Origin of the sequence: Bacillus sp. JAS24-2, from assembly GCF_008274905.1 — a bacterium.
Lineage (GTDB): Bacteria > Bacillota > Bacilli > Bacillales > Bacillaceae_G > Bacillus_A > Bacillus_A cereus.
Genome location: NZ_CP031068.1, coordinates 4528142 through 4548048 on the forward strand (window position 1 = coordinate 4528142; position 19907 = coordinate 4548048).

A 19907-nucleotide genomic window follows, 5' to 3' on the forward strand; every position below is an offset into this window, starting at 1 on the left:
GAACCTCCTTTCTTACGCCTTTTGTGTACCTAAATCTGCAAGTACATCTAAAATTTCTTTGTAGAACTCTTCACGCGTACCACCGCGATGAATTTCTTTATATAGCTCACCATCTTGAATGAATAAAATACGCTGACAGTAACTGGCACTATATGGATCATGCGTAACCATCATAATCGATACGCCTTGATCTTTATTTAAGTTTGTCATCGCATCAAGTAAACTCGTTGCATTTTTAGAATCAAGCGCTCCTGTTGGCTCGTCCCCTAAAATAATTGCCGGCTCATGCACAAGTGCACGCGCTGCTGCCGAACGTTGCTTTTGCCCACCAGATACTTCAGATGGGTACTTTTGAAGTATTTCTGTAATTCCTAACATATCCGCTACTTTCTCGACTTTTGGTCCAATGTTACGTGATGCGACACCTTGAAGAGAAAGTGGAAGTGCAATGTTTTCATAAATAGATAAGTTCTCTAATAAGTTAAAATCTTGGAAGATAAATCCTAATTTTTGCGAACGGAAATCTGAAAGCTCACCTTGCTTCATTTTTGTAATATCCGTTCCCGCAATTTCAACAACGCCGCCCGTTGCCTTATCTAACGTTGAAATTACATTTAATAATGTCGTTTTACCAGAACCAGATGGTCCCATAATTCCAACAAACTCACCCTCTTGAATTGAGAATGAAACACCCTTTAACGCGTGTGATTGGTTCTCACCTTTTTTACCGTACACTTTTTGAACGTTTTTCACGTCTACAACTGGTTTCGTCATATATATCCTCCTACGCTTGTTTTTCCATTACCTATTTTGCGCTTTTTAGAAGTGAACTGCTATTTGTTAACATTACAATTACCTTACACTTTTGTAATATAAAGAAGGTGGGCGTGTAAGTTTGGCTTTTCATACTAGTTCGCATTTCGACATAGTAAATCGATAAATGAAATTATATCGGCGATTGTTAAAATATATCAGCGGTTCTTACACTTTTATCAGCGATTTTTCAAATATATCGGCGATTCTTACACTTTTATCAGCGATTACCAAAATATATCGACTTATCGACAAAAGATGACAATAAAAATAGGCTGTTCCGCGAAAGGAACAGCCCACTGATTAAAGTTTCACTTTATTTCTTTAAAGGTGTTACCGTCCAGTACGTAATAACACGCCAAACCCATTCTAATGGACCCATTTTAAAGATTTTCATCCAAATTACACTAAACACAATTTGAATTGCATAAATTGCGATACATACATATAGCGTCTGCATGTATGTTAAGTTACCTGCAAAGTTAAATACACTACCAGCAATTAAAATCATTGCCGTTTGTCCGATATAATTTGTTAAAGCCATACGACCGTAGTATTTCAATGGTGCTAATAATGTTTGAACTGGTTTTAACTGAAGTAATAAAATTAATGCTCCTACATAGAAAGCTGAAATAATTGGTCCAACAGTAATACCAATTTTTAGAAACTGGCTTGCAGCATCCATTGTTCCATCTTCATTCATCAATATCATATTTACAAATGGGCCAGCAGGCACGTGTCCATATTGATACCATACAGCTGCCACACTTAAAACAAACATAATGCCTGTAAAAATAGCGACTTGCTTTATGTTTTTTGAAAGATTTTCAAATACACGATATTGTCCTGCAGCAAGACCTAATAAAATTAAACCAAGTGGTAATAGTTCTTTAACACCCATTACACTAAAGGCTATTGTCAAAATAAGACCAATTACTAAGTTCGCTTGTTTTTTCGCTTTATAAAACGGTAAAACGATTAATCCGCAAATTGCATATAACGTTAACGCTTCTCCAGGCTGAAACATGTAATGAATCAAACCAAAAATAAATAATGCAACTACGCGGCGGAAAAATAGAACATATCCATTTTTCCCTTTCGCAATCGCTCTTGTAATGAAGATATAGAATCCCACTCCAAATAAGAATGAGAAAATCGAGAAGAAACGACCTTCTACAAATAAGTATAGAAACCTTTGATAGCTAGCATCTACTGTATTAGGATCTGGAGTTTTAATATTAAGTAGTGCTAAAATATTTACTAAAATAATCCCCAGTAATGCGAAGCCACGAATGTAATCTAACTCATCAATTCGTTTGTTTGTAATATTGTTCCCCATAAAGCAGCTCCTTGTCCAAAATTTAATCCTCCCTTACTCTACTGGAAAAGGACAATTACAACTATCGGCAAACCTTACAGAAATCTTACACTATTGTCATATAGCAAAATAAAACCAGGTCATATTTCGACCTGGTTTACTCTGATTGTTTTGATTTTTGAGGTTGTCCTTTTTTACTATTACGCTGTTTTACTTGAACAATGGGATCAAGTTCATTCGAAAACTCAGCGTTATGTCCATTTTGTGTTTTTTGCTCTGGGTTATTTTGATCTGAACGTTTCGCCATTACATTCACTCCTTATTAGTGCGGTGTAATAATCATTTGATGTTGCAATTGGCGAATTGCCATACGTGCTCTATTTAATTGCTCACGTTGCTCATCATTCGCATGTTGTTGCATCGTTTGTAAATCGTTATACGCTTGTTCTAATTGTAACTGTGCATCTGAATACTCCATCGTATTGTAATGCTCTTGTCTCATGCCTTGTTCTAATTGTTCTTTTGCATATTCCACCGCTTGTTCCGCTTGTGTAATATACGATTCAAGTGATTGACGCTCTGCCATAATTGTCCCTCCTTGCTTCAATTCCCCTTTAGTGTGTCCCTTCCATCTCTACCTTATGAGTATGTTATAATGGATTTTGTTTCATTTTGACTCGGCTTAGGAGGGAAAATAATGAAGGTTCAAAACCCTTTTCCATATACAAACGACAATAAACGTTATCATACATGGAATTACCATTTACGAAATGAATTTGGTGAAAAAATCTTTAAAGTTTCATTAGATGCTGGCTTCGATTGTCCGAACCGTGATGGTACAGTTGCTTACGGTGGTTGTACATTTTGCAGCGCTGCCGGATCTGGCGACTTCGCTGGTGATCGCCGCGATGATGTTATAACACAATATCATGAAATGAAAGAAAAAATGCGCTCAAAGTGGAAAGATGGAAAATGTATCGCTTATTTCCAAGCGTACACAAATACACACGCACCACTTGAAGTGTTAAAAGAAAAATTCGAACCGCTTCTAGCAGAAAAAGATGTTGTCGGTCTTTCTATCGCAACTCGTCCAGATTGTTTACCAGACGATGTCGTTGAATATTTAGCGGACTTAAATAAACGTACGTATCTTTGGGTTGAACTTGGACTACAAACCGTTCATGAACGCACTGCAAACCTTATTAATCGCGCTCACGATTATCCGTCTTACGTGGAAGGCGTAAATAAATTACGTAAGCACGGCATTAGAGTTTGCTCTCATATTATTAACGGTCTTCCACTTGAAGATTACGACATGATGATGGAAACAGCTCGTGAAGTAGCGAAACTTGATGTACAAGGAATTAAAATCCACTTACTTCACTTATTAAAAGGAACGCCAATGGTGAAGCAATATGAAAAAGGACAACTCGAATTCCTTTCTCTTGAGGATTACGTAAGTCTTGTTGTTGACCAACTTGAAATTATTCCAGAAGACGTAATTGTGCACCGTATCACAGGTGACGGCCCACCTGATTTAATGATTGGTCCAATGTGGAGCTTAAATAAATGGGAAGTATTAAATTCCATCGATGCAGAATTTGTACGCCGCGGAAGCTGGCAAGGAAAATATGCAAATGAGGAGAAACAACAATGAAATTAGAACGTGTATTACCGTTTGCTCGCACACTGCTGCAAACGGCTGTTAAAGAAGGCGACTACGCTGTAGATGCAACACTTGGAAATGGTCATGACACTTGCTTCCTAGCTGAAATTGTTGGGGATAGCGGAAAAGTATTTGGATTTGATATTCAAAAAGAAGCGATTGAAAGCTCAACAACTCGTCTAAAAGAAAAAGAACTTTTTGAACGTACTGTTTTAGTTCACGATAGTCACGATACACTTCTATCCGTACTACCAGAAGACGCAAAAGGAAAAGTAACAGGCGCTATCTTCAACTTAGGTTACCTTCCTGGCGGTGACAAGCATATCGTTACAAAACCAAACTCAACAATCTCGGCGATCGAGCAATTATTAGAAGTAATGGCGCCTGAAGGTATCATCGTCCTCGTCATTTACCACGGACACCCAGAAGGACAAGTAGAACGCGACGCTGTTCTCAAATTTGCAGAAGAACTAGACCAAAAACAAGCTCACGTACTGCGATATGGCTTCATTAACCAGCAAAATAATCCGCCATTTATTGTGGCGATTGAGAAACGATAAAGTGAAACTTTAATCAGTGGGGGGAATCCCCACTGATTATTAGTTGAACCAATCGGGCATTTATGGGCAGTTTATCTCCCACCTAACATCTTTGCTCCAGGCGAATTTTAAGGTGGGAGTTTTACTGCCCGTTAATGCGGGGTAATATATCAACGATTTTTCAATTATATCTATCGTAACTCGGGATATATAAACGATTTTTTCGATATATCTATCATAACTTACAATATATCAACGATTTCTCGGATATATCGACGATTCGACAAAACATAACAAAAAAAGACGTGCACTCATTGCACGTCTTTTTGTTATTCTCCTATATAATGGATATATACACTATTTAAAGAAAGAAGGATAGAACTTTGCTAGTAGAACTAAGGGGAATTCAAAAGAAGTATAGCAAATCACTTATACTAGACAACATTGATTTATCCATTCCAGAAGGAGAAGCGCTCGCTATTATCGGCGGGAACGGGACTGGAAAAAGTACTCTGCTCAAAATAATTGCAGGATTTATTTCACCTACGGCAGGGACACTCAAAAGAAAAGAACATATACAAATTGGTTATGTACCTGAACATTTTCCTGAAGGAATTCGTTTTACATTAGCGGATTATTTATTTCATCTCGGCTGCATTCACGGCTTATCAACAACATATTTAAGAAATAAAATTCCGATGCTCCTTGAGACTTTTCACTTACATCATGCAAGACATTCCGTTGTACGAAACTTTTCAAAAGGTATGAAACAAAAAACAGGTATTATGCAAGCATTACTTACGGACGTCCATTTATTAATTTTAGATGAACCGCTTTCTGGGCTCGATCCTAACTCTCAGCAAGAATTAGAACATATTTTACTCTCATTAAAACAACAAGGTATATCTATACTCTTCACATGTCACGAAAAACAACTATTAGAAAACTTCGCCGATAGAATTGTGAAGTTAGCAAATCATACAATTGCAGAAAATACCTCTGCACAAAAAGTAGCGGAACAGGTCTATATTGAGGCAATCGTTCACGACACATTTTCAGCAATAGAACTACAAAAGCAATCCGGTTTTATACACGTTGCACACAATGCAAATCAAAATCTTATTCAATTACAAATCGAAAAAGAATATACAAACGAAATACTTCAGTTTTTATTACATAAAAAAGCATCTATCACACTGCTACAACCTAACTTTTAAATCGAAAGAAGGTTTATTATGTTTGCGCTTATTCGTTACCATTTTCTCGACTATACAAAATCGTATAAGTATGTCCCTCCTATTGCGATGTACTTTGTGAGCTTGCTTTTTGTATATACATATAAACCGACTCCTATTGTACCGACATATTTAGAAACAGCTCTCGCGCTTTATTTATTATCTGCCTGGATTACGGTCACAATTTTTCATACTGAAGACCCTGTACAAGAACAAATTACTATTTCTCACACAAATAATATTTCCGCATTATATGTTGGTAAATATATTACAGCTCTTCTCATTTGTACTGTATTATCTTTTATATCCGTAATCTATCCAATTATTTTGCAAATGTTTAATGAAAAAATGACAGTTTCTTTATTTCTAGTCGGATTTCTCTCTCACATGTCTTTCTCTATACTAGGAATTTCAATCGCAACATTATTTACTAGAAATATGATTCAAAAAACAGGCACTGCTTGGCTTAGCCTTACCTTTATATTGCTTATAACGATCGCATCTATCCGGTTTAAAAAAGAGTTATTATGGTTTTTACCACCTGTCGAAAGCTTTCTAATGCTTGGCCAATACAAATATAATATACTGACTCACACACTATGGCTCACAGCTTGGGCTATCGTATATTCATTTTTATTATTTACCTTATTTCTTTTTATCGTTCGCAAAAAACGTTTTTAATTACATATTAAAGGAGACGACACAATGATCGGAATACTAGCAGGAATGGGTCCAAAATCAACTGGACCATTCGTCGATACAGTTGTAGCAGGGTGTCAAACAATATACGGAGCAAAGCATGATATGGACTTTCCTCATATGATGATTTATTCATGCCCAACACCGTTTTACATGGATCGCCCTATTGATCACGAAGCGATGAAAAAAGCGATTATTGAAGGAGCACAAAAACTTGAAAGTACTGGCGCAAGCTTTATCGCTATGCCGTGCAATACGGCGCATCTTTATTTTGAAGAATTACAGCGTTCTCTTTCTATCCCGATTTTAAATATAGTCGATGAAACGTTACAAGCAATTCCTGAAAATATAAAAAGAGTCGCTCTTCTCGCAACAGAAGCAACTGTTCAATCTAGGATTTACCAAGATGGGATTACAAAGCGTAATATAGAATACATTCATCATGAAAAATGGCAGGAAAGCATTAATCAAATTATTACTTGCATTAAATCTGGAGAGATTGAAGAAGCTCGCGAATTGTGGAATGCGCTCGTTTTACAATTGAGAGAGGAAGTTGATACGGTAATTATCGCATGTACCGATTTGAATGTGGTGGCGAGTGAGGATTTTGTTGATTCCTCTCAATGTCTTGCGAAAGCGGTTGTTAGGATGTACTTATCAAATATAAAGAGATCTTCATAAACATAGAAAACACTCCTTCTAAAATGTGTTTTATGTTTAATAAAAATCCCACAAACTTTTAACTTTCTTCACAATTCTTTCAAAGTAATCACACTTAATCTCGCTATATTAAATAAGTAGTTATTCATATAGGGAAGGTTAGGGGAACTAAGAGTATGAAAGTAAATCGTTCGCTTCATTACATTTTTTGGCGTTGGCATTTTTATGCTGGGCTTTTTATTACGCCGCTTCTTATTACTTTGTCACTGAGCGGAATTGGGTATTTATTTCGGGAGGAAGTTGAAGATTTCATCTATAAAGATTTATATTTTGGGAAGAGCGCCCAAACAGAGTCTATTTCGATGTCTGATTCTATTTCCTTAACCGAGAAAAAATATCCACATTATAGTGTGGCGAAAATTAGTGAGTTTAATGGGGATTATAATACAAGACTTACGATTACAAATGAATATACAGGGCAACAAAAGTATGTATATTTAGATAGCAATAATCAAATTGTCGGAGATCAAAACGCAAGTGAAACGTTTGCCAATATAATGCGGGAATTACATAGTTCTCTTTTAGTTGGTGGCACTGTCATCAACTATACTGTAGAACTTGCGGCGTGCTGGACAATCTTTTTAATTGTAACTGGTTTGTATATGAGTATACGACAGTTCAAAAACACACCAGTATCCAATAAGCGAGAAAAAGCAAAACGACGTCATTCTATTATCGGTATTATATTTACAATTCCACTCGTTCTGCTAGTCGCATCTGGATTGCCATGGTCAGGATTTATGGGTAACCAAATTTATAAAATTGCGTCGTCGAATGAATCGCTCGGATATCCGAAATTGTATATGGCGCCGCCTGAATCAAAGGTAAAAGAATTGCCATGGGCAACAAGAAAAGAAGCTCCTCCTGAATCGGATTCAAATGAACCGAAAGCTATTTCTGTCGATGAATTACAAAAAGGAATTGAAATAAAGAAGCCATACGTTATCTCACTACCAGCTGATCCGAAAGGTGTATTCACTGTTTCGAAATCGAGCGGTTCTGGTATTACAGGTATGCATGTTGCACCAAATGAAGAGATAACAGCTTACTTTGATCAATATAGCGGAAAGCTTATTTCCAAAACGGACTATCGTGATTATGGATTACTTGCACAATGGTTCACTTACGGCATCCCGCTTCATGAAGGACATTTATTTGGATGGCCAAATAAAATATTATGCTTACTAACAACATTATCTCTACTACTTCTTATTTATTACGGAGTAAAAATGTGGTTAGCAAGAAAGCCGAAAGGAAAATTAGCAGCACCTCCAAAACAAAGAGATAAGAACAGTATATTCGTTTTCTTTATCATGATGGTTATACTGGGCGCTGTCATGCCTTTATTTGGATTATCTGTATTAGTGATTTTTGCGATTGAACTTCTTATATATGTATTTTCAAAAATACAATCATAATGAAAAGAAAACCACTCTACATGAGTGGTTTTCTTCATCACTGCGCTGTTTTCTTTCGGTACATCTTCCCGTTCCAATAGAAGAATCGTGAAGTGAGGCCTCCGTACTTTACAATGCGCCGTGCCATTTTGTGCATATTCTTTTGTGCTGATACTTTTTGATCTGATAAATAAATACCAAGTAACCCTCGGCTTATGAGACGATGAAACTTCGCATGAGGCAAATCACCAATGCTCTTCTCTGCTTCTTCTACAAAGTGTTTCATCCGATCTAATATCGCTTGCTCGTTTTCGTAATAACTACAGAAATTCAAATCTCCGCCTATACGGTCTTCTTCTTGATCAATGAAATAATCAAGCAAAATATGAAGTCCTTGTACGTAAGGGAAGTATCCTTGTCTAATTTTCGCAATATCTTCATCATGTAATTCATCATGAAAGGCATATGCGACAAGACAGAAAATTCCAAGTGTAGAACCGGCACATGCTGAAAATTCAAACCAACTCATCTCTGGTAAGTTTTCTTTATGTGCTTCAAACCAATTTTTCAGTCGCGGCTCTCTTTCTTCTAATTTCACGTGTTTATGAATTTGCAAATCACAATAATAACAAGCAAGTTCATGAAGAACAGGAGCAATTTTGTCATAGTGCTTCGTTTTCTTTAAAACATCTTGGCATGTTTCAACAAGTTCATCTAAATAACCACCATCATCTTGATCATCACGATAACGATAATAATTACCGCCACCTTCTACTTCAGGTGATAATGCCATTAACATCGATTCATGCAGTGCGGCAAAATCATTTGGATCAAGTGATGTACTGCGATCACATAAATTATCTAAATAGTCGCTGATCGTTTGATACGCTACGATAAAACGAATACATTCTTCTCGGTGTTCATTTGCTAGCAGAGCTAAAATGCCACCGCCCTCACAATGAAACGTTTTATGCTCAATACTTGCGATTGCCTGACTATGAAGCTCATCATTCGGAATATGGTAGGCACGCTCTTTCCACATCGCTAGCTCATGGTGTACAACCGGAAACACATCACGGTATACTTTCGCCATGAGCGTTATGGGATTACTCGGTACGTTCACTTCTTCCTTCATCTCCTCTATTAAATGTACAAATAATGATTTATTTATTTGTTTGTTTTTACTATATTATTGACATGCATTTCAGTAAATGACTGAATATAACTCAAAATTTCATCACGCTCATACTCATTTAATAGCTCGTGATAACAATTCGGCCATTCTTTAAAAGCCTTATCACTTATTTTAACATTATCAAACCAAGTGCGGACACGTGTTTTATCTACAAGTTTATCCTCACAAGCTTGCATTAGCAAGAGCGGAACATCTGGAAAATCATCTATTTTTTTATGAGCAATTTCGATAGACTTAATCAATTCACTATACCAACGTACTGATACTTTGCGCAAGAACAAAGAATCATTCTCCATTGCATCTCTCACTTCATGGTTACGTGTTGACATTTCCACCGTAAGATTCGTTGCAAATTGCAATTTTGGAGCCACAACATTTAATATTCTTGAAGCAAATTGAAGCGGAGCAGAGGGTCCAGTCACTACCCCTAAACAAGGCGAACTCAAAATAATACCCTCTACATCTTCTCTCTTCGTTTCTTGCATCATACGAATGACAATAAGACCACCCATACTATGACCGAATAGAAAAATAGGTAACCTATACTTTCTTGCTTCTTTCACCCATAATTTAACTTCCTCTATGTATTCATCAAATGAATCAATATGTCCTCTATTTCTTGAAGTCGTTCCATGTGACGGAAGATCCCCCATCACGACGTGGTAGCCGATATGATTCCACATTTCCGCAACGGCTTCGTAACGTCCGTGATATTCCATTGCGCCGTGCACAATAACAATGACCGCCTTTGCTTCCTCCGCTTCATAATTCCACATACGGCTCTCCTCCATTTCACTCTTTCTCATAATTTGATACACTAAAACTAGTCTCTAGGAAAGGAAGACTTTACATGATATATCCTTACAAAGAAAAAAAACCGAAAATTGCGAGTAGTGCTTTTATCGCTGACTATGTTACGATTACAGGCGATGTTTCCGTTGGCGAGGAATCAAGTATTTGGTTTAATACAGTCATCCGTGGTGATGTGTCACCGACAATCATTGGAGACCGAGTAAATGTACAAGACCAATGTACACTTCACCAAAGCCCGCAGTATCCTCTTATTTTAGAAAACGACGTAACAATTGGGCATCAAGTCATTTTACATAGTTGCCATATTAAGAAAGATGCTTTAATTGGAATGGGATCTATTATATTAGATGGTGCTGAAATTGGCGAAGGAGCTTTTATCGGCGCTGGAAGCCTCGTTTCACAAGGAAAGAAAATTCCGCCGAACACGTTAGCTTTCGGTCGTCCCGCGAAAGTCATTCGTGAATTAACAGAAGAAGACCGTAAAGATATGGAGCGTATTCGCACGCAATACGTTGAAAAAGGTCAATATTATAAATCATTACAGAAGTAAATTTCCGCTGCCATAAGATTGGCAGCTTTTTTTATATAAAATCTAACTTTTTCTTTACAAAACATTATTACTCCCTCAACAAAATCTTATTAAAATAAAAGCTAATATCTCCATATATATGTAGATGAGGGAGGAGAATTTTCATGAAGGTCAGTGGATTATATAAAATAGAATGTTACATTTTCAGAGGAATTAACCGCTACTTTGATCAAAAAACATTAAATATCTTTTTCAGCAATATTACTCATATCGGTGGCGCGACTTTCTCCATCGGACTCACACTTTTCTTTTTAATTTTCGCAAAGGGAACTTTGCATCAAGCTGCAATTGCAACTGCTATTTCGTTAGCAATTAGCCATATTCCTGTGCAAATATTAAAAAGGTGGTATCCGCGAAAACGTCCTTATTTAACAATTCAGGATGCAAAATATCCAGTCCATCCATTAAAAGACCACTCTTTCCCGTCTGGTCATACAACAGCCGTTTTCTCTGTCTTCATTCCATTTATTTGCTATAATCCAAGCTTACTTGCTTTCCTATTACCGTTAGCGTTATGCGTCGGTATTTCACGTATTTATTTAGGACTTCACTATCCGTCAGATGTATTCGTCGGTATGTGCCTTGGCACTTGTTCTGGCATCATCTCTTTTTATCAATTCATCCCACTTTTCACATAAAGGAGTGATATGATGAGAGTCGCCATTTTTACCGATACTTTTACGCCACAAGTTAACGGGGTTGCGAAAACGTTAGAGCGATTAACACAATATTTTCAGAAAGAACAGATCGCCTATTCTGTTTTCGCCCCTCAGCATACAGCTGAAGATAATTTTGTAGCGAATGTGAATAAGATGAGAAGTATCCCGTTAACAATATTATATCCAGAATGTCGTTTTTCTTTTCCTACTCCGCGCATTAAACGGGAACTACTTTCCTTTAAACCTGACATTATTCACATTGCCACACCTTTCAACATGGGACTTTGTGGATTGTATTATGCAAAAAAGTTAAACATCCCAGTTGTCGGTTCTTATCATACTGATTTCGATGCCTATTTACGTTATTACAAAATCGAATTCCTCTCCAATATGCTGTGGAACTATTTAAAATGGTTTCATAGTCATATGCAAAAAAATTTTGTACCTTCCTTTGAAACATTACATCAATTAAAAAACAAAGGCTTTCAGACCCTCTCTATATGGGGACGTGGTGTAGATTGCACACTCTTTCATCCTGCTTACAATACAGACCTATTCCGAAAAAAATATAATATTACAGCGAAGTATGTCCTTTCCTATGTTGGACGAATTGCTCCTGAAAAAGATATTGATACACTGCAATACCTTATCGTTAAAACAGCACATACTCGAAACGATATTCATTGGCTCATCGCAGGAGACGGTCCTCTAGCAACAAGTTTACGTGAAGCTGTTCCGAAAACAAATATCACTTTTACTGGCTATTTACAAAGTACAGATTTAGCTGAAGCATATGCTTGTTCTAACATAATGGTGTTTCCATCAGCTACTGAAACATTCGGAAATGTCGTACTTGAATCACTCGCATGCGGTACACCTGTCATTGGTGCAAATAGTGGCGGGGTTAAAAATATTATTACAGATGGAAAAACGGGAGTTCTTTGTCCGCCTAAAAATGAAGATGCATTTCTATCATCCATTTATTTTTTATTACAAAATGAAGAAAAACTTGAGCAGATGGGAATATCAGCTTCATCTTTTGCGAAATCAAAGAGCTGGGATGAGATCTTTCGCGGTTTGCTTAACCATTATGAAGAAGTCCTGCAGCATAACGCATCAGAGTTGCTTGCTTAAATAGAAAAACTCCCTTCAAAAAAACGAAGGGAGTTTATTACATGGTCATAAATTTTAGTTTAATAAATGATACATAAGGTTAAACATTGTTTTATTTCTATATTAATTATATCAAAAATAAACATAACTAAACAGACTTGTAATAAAAACCCATAAAAATTAATATATGGTTATACAGTATTTTAAACTGTATAATGATTTTAAGAATTCCCCTTAAAATCAACTTACTCACATACCTTTATACAGTAATTGTTCCCCAATTCTGTATATCAAAAAACCTTTCATTCATTTGAAAGGTCTTTTTGAGCCTGCACATATTCTTCTTTCGTATTTACATTTATAAACCAATCCGCATTCGCTTGTACATCTTCTCCAGAAACATACTTCACATTACATAGTGATAAAAGCTGGCCCATACTTCTTTTTTCTTCCTGAAGTAAAGCATAAATCTTTTCTTTCACGCGGTTATGATACGCCGCAAGTAGCGGTTGTTTTCTTCCATTAATAATAGGTACAACCGCATCATATTCATTGCTCGTTTGCTCTAGTAAAATGGCAAACCATTGATGCGAAACGTTTGGTGCATCGCAAGGCATAATAGCGTACCAATCTGCTTCTATGTATTCCATACCTGATACAATGCCCGCAAGCGGTCCATTTCCTTTATAGTGCGGAATGTCTTCTATAACAGGAACTTGTACGAATTGCTCTACTCGCTCTTTTATATCAGTATGGCTAATTACTACAATGTCTTGCAAAGTAGTTCCCATCACTTTCACAATATGCTCAACAAAAGTAGTTCCCTTCCAAATTGCTAACGCCTTCGGCTCACCAAATCTACTCGACATACCGCCCGCTAATACAATTCCAGCATACTTACTCATTGGCGATGCAGCTCAAATGTAATATGGCCTAATTCCGGTAAAATTAATTTATTCATCGCAAGTCGAACCGCTCCGCTAGACCCTGGCATCGAGAAGACTACTTTGCGCCCAATTGTACCACCAATCGCTCTACTTAACATTGCGCTGCTTCCGATATCTTCTAAATAACTAATCATACGGAACAGCTCACCAAATCCAACAATTTCTTTATCTAATAACGCTGATACTGCTTCAATTGTGACATCGCGTTTCGTAATACCAGTACCGCCATTTGTTAATACAACATCTACATCTTCCTTATGATAACCAGCTAACACCGCTTGCTGAATACTTTCTTTATCATCTTTTACAATTTCATAAGAAGTTACTTTATGTCCCGCTTCTTTTAACAATTCATGTAATAGTTGTCCGCTCTTATCTGTTTCTTCCGTACGTGTATCGGAAATTGTAACAATCTTGCAACGCACTTCTTTTGGAGCTTGTTTTTTATGTTCAGTTACACTCATTTTTTATCTTTCCTTTCTTAAAGACTTTTCTTCATTTTATCATACATACCTTTACACAATTATGTATGAAGCCAATCATGCGCCATGATACAATATAAGTATACTAACCCACAAAAAGGAAAGTGTACTTTCTTATACTCCTAGACTACACATCTTTAGCTACTCTTTATATTTTCTACATAATAGAATTCAATTTTAAAACTTGTACTAAAAAATAAATTGGAGGTCTACATTGTATGGAACTTTATAAAAAATTAACAACAACATTTATCCTCTTATTCATCGCTTCAATCACTGTCGGCTTTTCCTTAAAAGGCGCAATTCCATACGCTACATTAGTAAGCATTATATTCGCGACACTATTTTTACTAAGTAGTGCCTTTTGCGCAAGTAAAGCACGTCAAATGAAAGGTTGATCACATATGTTCAAAAAGAAATCAATCTTTTGTAAATCATGTAAAACAGAAATACAAACGTATGAAAAAGCGTGGATTCATATGCCCTTTCCGGCGAATGGCATGACGAATATGAAAAAGTATATTGAATTAGAAGGACAAATTTATTGTAGTTCGTGTGTTGAGATAATGAACAAAAACCAGTAAATACAAAAGGGGTGTTTACATTGTTTGAATCCAACCGTATCCAGTTACGAAAGTTTTCCGAAGATGATATTCTAACATATTATAAATGGCATAATGATATAGACGTTATGAGTTCAACTACACTCACTCTTGATAAATATTCCTTTCAAGACACAGAAAAACTTTGCCGGCAATTTATTCATTCTTCGAACTCTAAGAGCTATATCATTGAAGAAAAAGCTACGCATCTTCCAATTGGTATTACTTCTTTAATTCATATTGATTCGTATAATCGAAACGCTGAATGCATTATTGATATTGGTAAAAAGGATTACTGGGGGCAAGGTTATGGGCAGGAAGCTTTAACCCTATTATTGGATTATGCATTTTTAGAATTAAATTTACATCGCCTTTCTTTACGAGTATTTTCTTTTAACGATAGAGCAGTTAAATTATATAAATCACTTGGTTTTCAACATGAAGGAACTTGTAAAGAAGCTATATTCCGCAACGGCACTTGGCATGACATTGAACTCTTCGCTTTATTCCAACGTAATTATAAATAAAAAAAGCTTTGCGCTCACCGCGCAAAGCTTTTTTTCATATATTATAGACCAGCTTGCTCTTTTAAAGCTGCAGCTTTGTCTGTACGTTCCCATGATAGATCTACATCAGTACGTCCGAAGTGGCCGTAAGCTGCTGTTTGTTTGTAAATTGGGCGACGTAAGTCTAACATTTTAATAATACCAGCCGGGCGAAGATCGAAGTTGTTACGAACTAGTTCTACTAGTACGTCTTCAGATACTTTACCAGTGCCGAATGTATCAACTGAAATTGATACTGGTTGTGCTACACCGATTGCGTATGCAAGTTGTACTTCTGCTTTTTCAGCAAGACCAGCTGCTACGATGTTTTTCGCAACATAACGAGCTGCATATGCTGCAGAACGGTCAACTTTCGTTGCATCTTTACCAGAGAATGCACCGCCACCGTGGCGAGCGTATCCACCGTAAGTATCAACGATGATTTTACGTCCTGTTAAACCAGCATCACCTTGTGGTCCACCAATTACGAAGCGGCCAGTTGGATTAATGAAGAATTTCGTTTCTCCATCCATTAATTCTGCTGGTACTACAGCTTTAATTACGTGCTCTTTTAAGTCGCGATCGATTTCTTCCCATGTAACATCTGGGTGATGTTGTGTAGAAATTACGATAGTATCAACACGTACTGGTTTACCATTTTCATCATACTCAACTGTAACTTGCGTTTTTCCATCTGGACGTAAGTATGATAATGTATCATCTTTACGTACTTCAGTTAAACGGCGAGCTAATTTGTGAGCAAGCGAGATTGGAAGTGGCATTAATTCTTGTGTTTCATTACATGCAAAACCAAACATTAAACCTTGGTCTCCTGCACCAATTGCCTCAATCTCAGCGTCAGTCATTTGACCTTCGCGTGCTTCTAGCGCTTGGTCAACACCCATAGCGATGTCAGCAGACTGCTCATCGATAGATGTTAAAACAGCACAAGTTTCTGCATCGAATCCGTATTTTGCGCGTGTGTAACCAATGCCTTGAATTGTTTCACGAACGATTTTCGGAATATCTACGTAAGTAGAAGTCGTAATTTCCCCCGCTACCAATACTAAACCAGTTGTTACAGTTGTTTCACAAGCTACACGTGCATTTGCGTCTTTTGATAAGATCGCATCTAAAATTGAATCAGAAATTTGGTCACAAATTTTATCTGGATGTCCTTCAGTTACAGACTCAGATGTGAACAGATGACGTTTTTTTGTCATGTGGTAAACCTCCCTACAGTAATTGTATATATTGTACGGAACTCATCCTTAATTTGCCACAAACTGCGACATACATTTATTCTCCCACACAAGCATACAGAAAAACCTTTCCTACTTTACATAGAGGAAAGGTTTAATTTGCTACTTGCATACTGCTTTTTGCCCTTCGCTCTTATCGTTCGAGACCTGTAGCCTCGCACAGGTTTTAGCACCTATTCACCTGCATTTATCAATACAAGTGAGGTTGCTGGGCTTCATCGGGCCTGTCCCTCCGCCAGCTCGGGATAAGAGAGTATCCGTCCCAACCTATACTAAAGAAATGATATTCATTTGTCAATTAATATTCACATTTTCCTGAAAGTTTTTCTCAATACGCCTGAAATGAAATATTAATAAGGAAATAATGCATTCACACAAACAAAAAGAAATAAATAGTATACATTATTTATATAATTGTGTTATACTCTTGTTGGGGATTACGAGAAATATTTCATTAAATGAAAAGGATGGTATATAAATATGAGTACTGTGAATGTCCAAATTGGTTTACACGAATTATTGAACGGAAGCAATGCACAGATTCAACTAAGTGTTCCGCAATTAGTGGAAAAAGTATTAATGCGAAATGAAGGGAAATTAACTTCTACTGGTGCCGTTTCTGCTTCAACAGGAAAATATACAGGACGTTCTCCTAAAGATAAATTTATTGTGAAAGAAGCATCGGTTGCTGACAAAATTGCTTGGGGAGCTGTGAACCAACCGATTTCTGAAGAACATTTTAATAAATTATATACTAAAGTTTTAGAATACTTAAAAGAAAAAGAAGAGTTATTCGTCTTCAAAGGATTTGCAGGCGCTGACCGCAATTACCGCCTACCAATTCAAGTTATTAACGAATATGCATGGCACAATTTATTTGTACATCAATTATTCATTCGTCCAACTGAAGAAGAATTAACGACTCATGAATCAGAGTTCACAATTGTTTCTGCACCGAATTTCAAAGCTGATCCAGCTGTTGACGGTACAAACTCTGAAGCATTCATTATGGTTTCATTCGAAAAACGCATCGTATTAATTGGTGGTACAGAATACGCTGGAGAAATGAAAAAATCAATCTTCTCTATTATGAACTTCTTATTACCTGAACAAGATATTCTTTCTATGCACTGTTCTGCAAACGTAGGTGAAGAAGGCGATGTAGCATTATTCTTCGGTTTATCTGGAACAGGTAAAACAACATTATCTGCTGATCCAAACCGTAAATTAATTGGTGATGATGAGCACGGTTGGTCTGATAACGGTGTATTCAATATTGAAGGCGGTTGCTACGCGAAATGTGTAAACCTTTCTCACGAGAAAGAACCACAAATTTTCGATGCAATCACATTTGGATCTGTTTTAGAAAACGTTATCATTAATGACCAAACGCGTATCGCGGACTATAACGATACTACTTTAACAGAAAATACTCGTGCTGCATACCCTATGCATGCGATCGACAATATCGTACTGCCAAGTGTTGCTGGACACCCAAATACAATCATTTTCTTAACTGCTGATGCATCTGGCGTATTGCCTCCAATCAGTAAGTTATCAAAAGAACAAGCTATGTATCATTTCTTAAGTGGTTACACTAGTAAACTAGCAGGAACAGAGCGCGGTGTTACTTCTCCGCAAGCTACATTCTCAACTTGCTTCGGTTCACCATTCTTACCACTTGATGCATCTCGCTACGCTGAAATGCTTGGTGAAAAAATTGAGAAACACGATGCGAAAGTATTCTTAGTAAACACTGGCTGGACTGGTGGCGAATACGGCGTTGGTAAACGTATGAACTTAGGTTACACTCGTGCAATGATTCAAGCTGCATTAAACGGTGAACTTGCGAAAACTGAAACAGCTAAACATGACATCTTCGGTCTTGAAGTTCCACTTCACGTACCAGGTGTACCTGACGAAGTGTTAATGCCTGAACAAACTTGGGCTGATAAAGCTGCTTACAAAGCAAAAGCAATCGAACTTGCAAATGAATTCAAAGCTAACTTCAAAAAGTTCGACAGCGTATCTGAAGACATTATTAACTTAGGCGGTCCAATCGCTTAAATTAAAACTTTCTGTTGGAATAACCCTTTACTCATATGAATAAGTGTCGTGTAACCGTAAAGTTTCGCGTACTCACCGACAAAACCCAATGCGGCTTAACGGTTACACACACTTACATAAAAAAGAAGCTTACGTGAAAACGTAAGCTTCTTTCTATATCTTATATAAAGTGAAACGCTAATCTCTTCATCTGTGACCTAGATTATAAAATTACAGCTTCGAATATATACATTATATCCCTACTGGGTTTCACATCGTATGGGGCTAAAAAAGGCCCTGACCGCTTCTATCCGTGGCTGGATCATCTATTCCATCTAAAAAGAAGTCTTTTATCTTTTTTAGCTCTTTGTTAGTTCTTTCTCATCTTTCATGCTATAGTATCCTAAATTAACAACAATTAAGAAATACCCACCCAAAATCCCTACTGCAAATGCCCACATAACCATGTGGTGCTCAATTTCGTACATAATAATAGCACCCAAAATTGCAGCTGCAAAACGGTTAAACATACCGAGTGTCGGTGCTTTCGTCTTCTTTACAATACTATCTCCAAGCTTCTCAATTCGTCTCCCTAAAAGCCAAACGCAATACATACTTACAATAAGCCCAATTCCAGCACCTAGAAAATGAGCTGAAAACGGCGTTAACATCCAGCCTAGTAAAAGAAAACCTAGTAAATAATACGATTGAATTTTAAACGATCTTAATGACATACTAATCATGCTGTTCTCCTCTTCAGTAATTTTTATCTATCCAACAAAAAATTTCTTTCAAATTCATATTCCTTACATCCATTTCACTCAAATTAAAAACAACATAAACAGTATGTTTATGTTGTTTAAATATTTTTAGGAAATAATATTATACAAGATTTAAAACATCATATTCTCATATTTTGTGACGGTTTTTCAAACTTTTTTCGTCCATTTATGAAAAAAATGATATCAATCTATGAACATACGGATATGATGTAATAAGCACACAAATAAAGGGGGCGTCTAATGATTTATTTTTTAATGGCTCTCATTCACCTCATTATCCCTGCACTTATTGGACTTTCATTGTATTGGTACACGAAAAACCATAGCATTTTTTACGCTGTCCTCGGTGTTCTTCTTCCAGGTATTATTCTTATTACACTCTTCCGTATTCCATTTTTAAACTTAATTCCACTTATTACTGCTATCTTATTTCTCATCTTCTTACCAAAAATAAAAAAATAGGAAAGCAGATCATAGGTGATCTG

Annotated in this window: 24 protein-coding genes and 1 riboswitch; of the genes, 14 read left to right on the forward strand and 10 right to left on the reverse strand. The window is 36.7% G+C overall.

All coding sequences use genetic code 11. The features are described 5' to 3' along the window. Positions 1 to 12: 12 nt before the first annotated feature. The 4 genes from DN407_RS23495 to DN407_RS23510 all read right to left on the reverse strand — a co-directional run bounded on the left by DN407_RS23495 (position 13) and on the right by DN407_RS23510 (position 2717). The gene (locus DN407_RS23495) at positions 13 to 774 is read right to left on the reverse strand and encodes an ABC transporter ATP-binding protein (RefSeq protein WP_000165837.1); all 762 of its coding nucleotides are present in this window, start codon (positions 772 to 774) and stop codon (positions 13 to 15) included. Between the two features lie 355 nt (positions 775 to 1129). Next, positions 1130 to 2152, reverse strand: a complete 1023-nt coding sequence (locus DN407_RS23500; RefSeq protein WP_000527734.1) for a DUF418 domain-containing protein — start codon at positions 2150 to 2152, stop codon at positions 1130 to 1132. A gap of 136 nt (positions 2153 to 2288) precedes the next feature. Beyond that, positions 2289 to 2438 carry a hypothetical protein gene (locus tag DN407_RS23505; protein ID WP_001129340.1) on the reverse strand — a complete coding sequence of 50 codons (150 nt, stop codon included), beginning with the start codon at positions 2436 to 2438 and terminating at the stop codon, positions 2289 to 2291. A gap of 15 nt (positions 2439 to 2453) precedes the next feature. Beyond that, complete coding sequence (locus tag DN407_RS23510; protein WP_000840871.1) at positions 2454 to 2717, reverse strand: YtzC family protein; 264 nt, start codon at positions 2715 to 2717, stop codon at positions 2454 to 2456. Between the two features lie 111 nt (positions 2718 to 2828). Between DN407_RS23510 and mnmL the strand changes: the two genes are divergently transcribed. The 6 genes from mnmL (at position 2829) to DN407_RS23550 (ending at position 8408) form a co-directional block, all read left to right on the forward strand. Next, the gene (gene mnmL, locus DN407_RS23515) at positions 2829 to 3788 is read left to right on the forward strand and encodes a tRNA modification radical SAM protein MnmL/YtqA (protein ID WP_000868034.1); all 960 of its coding nucleotides are present in this window, start codon (positions 2829 to 2831) and stop codon (positions 3786 to 3788) included. Further along, positions 3785 to 4357 carry a tRNA 5-(aminomethyl)-2-thiouridylate-methyltransferase MnmM gene (gene mnmM, locus DN407_RS23520; RefSeq protein WP_000764497.1) on the forward strand — a complete coding sequence of 191 codons (573 nt, stop codon included), beginning with the start codon at positions 3785 to 3787 and terminating at the stop codon, positions 4355 to 4357. Before mnmL ends, mnmM begins: the two co-directional genes overlap by 4 nt. Before the next feature lie 362 nt (positions 4358 to 4719). Then, on the forward strand, positions 4720 to 5553 hold the full coding sequence (locus DN407_RS23530) for an ABC transporter ATP-binding protein (RefSeq protein ID WP_149216667.1): 834 nt from the start codon (positions 4720 to 4722) through the stop codon (positions 5551 to 5553). A gap of 18 nt (positions 5554 to 5571) precedes the next feature. After that, a complete protein-coding gene (locus DN407_RS23535) occupies positions 5572 to 6252 on the forward strand; it encodes a hypothetical protein (protein ID WP_000457775.1) in 681 nt (226 codons plus the stop codon). A gap of 24 nt (positions 6253 to 6276) precedes the next feature. After that, positions 6277 to 6951 (forward strand): aspartate/glutamate racemase family protein, encoded by a 675-nt coding sequence (locus tag DN407_RS23540; protein WP_061654612.1) that lies wholly within the window; start codon positions 6277 to 6279, stop codon positions 6949 to 6951. Positions 6952 to 7106: 155 nt separating this feature from the next. Beyond that, complete coding sequence (locus DN407_RS23550; protein ID WP_061654613.1) at positions 7107 to 8408, forward strand: PepSY-associated TM helix domain-containing protein; 1302 nt, start codon at positions 7107 to 7109, stop codon at positions 8406 to 8408. Between the two features lie 37 nt (positions 8409 to 8445). Here DN407_RS23550 and DN407_RS23555 read toward each other — a convergent pair whose 3' ends face one another. Next, complete coding sequence (locus DN407_RS23555) at positions 8446 to 9510, reverse strand: tetraprenyl-beta-curcumene synthase family protein (RefSeq protein ID WP_001102461.1); 1065 nt, start codon at positions 9508 to 9510, stop codon at positions 8446 to 8448. Positions 9511 to 9554: 44 nt separating this feature from the next. Further along, positions 9555 to 10358, reverse strand: coding sequence for an alpha/beta hydrolase (locus DN407_RS23560; protein WP_000267424.1), 804 nt, complete (start codon positions 10356 to 10358; stop codon positions 9555 to 9557). A 74-nt stretch (positions 10359 to 10432) separates the two neighbouring features. Here DN407_RS23560 and DN407_RS23565 point away from each other — a divergent pair, with 74 nt between their 5' ends. The 3 genes from DN407_RS23565 to DN407_RS23575 all read left to right on the forward strand — a co-directional run bounded on the left by DN407_RS23565 (position 10433) and on the right by DN407_RS23575 (position 12777). Next, positions 10433 to 10945, forward strand: a complete 513-nt coding sequence (locus DN407_RS23565) for a gamma carbonic anhydrase (RefSeq protein WP_000640186.1) — start codon at positions 10433 to 10435, stop codon at positions 10943 to 10945. A 143-nt stretch (positions 10946 to 11088) separates the two neighbouring features. Next, complete coding sequence (locus DN407_RS23570; RefSeq protein WP_000868595.1) at positions 11089 to 11622, forward strand: phosphatase PAP2 family protein; 534 nt, start codon at positions 11089 to 11091, stop codon at positions 11620 to 11622. Positions 11623 to 11634: 12 nt separating this feature from the next. Continuing rightward, a complete protein-coding gene (locus tag DN407_RS23575; RefSeq protein WP_001261606.1) occupies positions 11635 to 12777 on the forward strand; it encodes a glycosyltransferase family 4 protein in 1143 nt (380 codons plus the stop codon). Between the two features lie 281 nt (positions 12778 to 13058). Here DN407_RS23575 and DN407_RS23580 read toward each other — a convergent pair whose 3' ends face one another. Both DN407_RS23580 and DN407_RS23585 read right to left on the reverse strand, forming a co-directional pair. Next, complete coding sequence (locus tag DN407_RS23580) at positions 13059 to 13661, reverse strand: molybdenum cofactor guanylyltransferase (RefSeq protein WP_097995475.1); 603 nt, start codon at positions 13659 to 13661, stop codon at positions 13059 to 13061. Continuing rightward, positions 13658 to 14167: a MogA/MoaB family molybdenum cofactor biosynthesis protein gene (locus tag DN407_RS23585; protein ID WP_000117124.1), complete on the reverse strand. Its 510-nt coding sequence runs from the start codon at positions 14165 to 14167 to the stop codon at positions 13658 to 13660. The genes DN407_RS23580 and DN407_RS23585 overlap by 4 nt, the downstream gene beginning before the upstream one ends. A 236-nt stretch (positions 14168 to 14403) precedes the next feature. Between DN407_RS23585 and DN407_RS23590 the strand changes: the two genes are divergently transcribed. Genes DN407_RS23590 through DN407_RS23600 form a run of 3 tightly spaced genes read left to right on the forward strand, consistent with a single transcriptional unit; the run spans position 14404 to position 15314 of the window. Continuing rightward, complete coding sequence (locus DN407_RS23590) at positions 14404 to 14583, forward strand: hypothetical protein (protein WP_000424800.1); 180 nt, start codon at positions 14404 to 14406, stop codon at positions 14581 to 14583. A 6-nt stretch (positions 14584 to 14589) separates the two neighbouring features. Next, positions 14590 to 14769, forward strand: a complete 180-nt coding sequence (locus tag DN407_RS32260) for a hypothetical protein (RefSeq protein ID WP_000473617.1) — start codon at positions 14590 to 14592, stop codon at positions 14767 to 14769. A 20-nt stretch (positions 14770 to 14789) separates the two neighbouring features. Further along, positions 14790 to 15314, forward strand: a complete 525-nt coding sequence (locus tag DN407_RS23600) for a GNAT family N-acetyltransferase (RefSeq protein WP_000464120.1) — start codon at positions 14790 to 14792, stop codon at positions 15312 to 15314. A gap of 41 nt (positions 15315 to 15355) precedes the next feature. On the opposite strand, the gene metK is transcribed toward DN407_RS23600, so the two are convergent. Beyond that, entirely contained in the window at positions 15356 to 16555 is a 1200-nt protein-coding gene (metK, locus tag DN407_RS23605; RefSeq protein WP_000163123.1) for a methionine adenosyltransferase, read from the reverse strand. Between the two features lie 169 nt (positions 16556 to 16724). Continuing rightward, positions 16725 to 16846: riboswitch (SAM riboswitch) on the reverse strand. Positions 16847 to 17074: 228 nt separating this feature from the next. On the opposite strand from metK, the gene pckA reads away from it, so the two are divergent. Further along, entirely contained in the window at positions 17075 to 18661 is a 1587-nt protein-coding gene (pckA, locus tag DN407_RS23610) for a phosphoenolpyruvate carboxykinase (ATP) (RefSeq protein ID WP_000108802.1), read from the forward strand. A 338-nt stretch (positions 18662 to 18999) separates the two neighbouring features. Here the strand turns inward: pckA and DN407_RS23615 are convergent, their stop codons facing one another. Next, positions 19000 to 19383, reverse strand: coding sequence for an ATP synthase subunit I (locus DN407_RS23615; protein ID WP_000624933.1), 384 nt, complete (start codon positions 19381 to 19383; stop codon positions 19000 to 19002). A 279-nt stretch (positions 19384 to 19662) separates the two neighbouring features. Between DN407_RS23615 and DN407_RS23620 the strand changes: the two genes are divergently transcribed. Beyond that, entirely contained in the window at positions 19663 to 19884 is a 222-nt protein-coding gene (locus DN407_RS23620; RefSeq protein WP_000639042.1) for a hypothetical protein, read from the forward strand. The last annotated feature ends 23 nt before the right edge of the window (positions 19885 to 19907 follow it).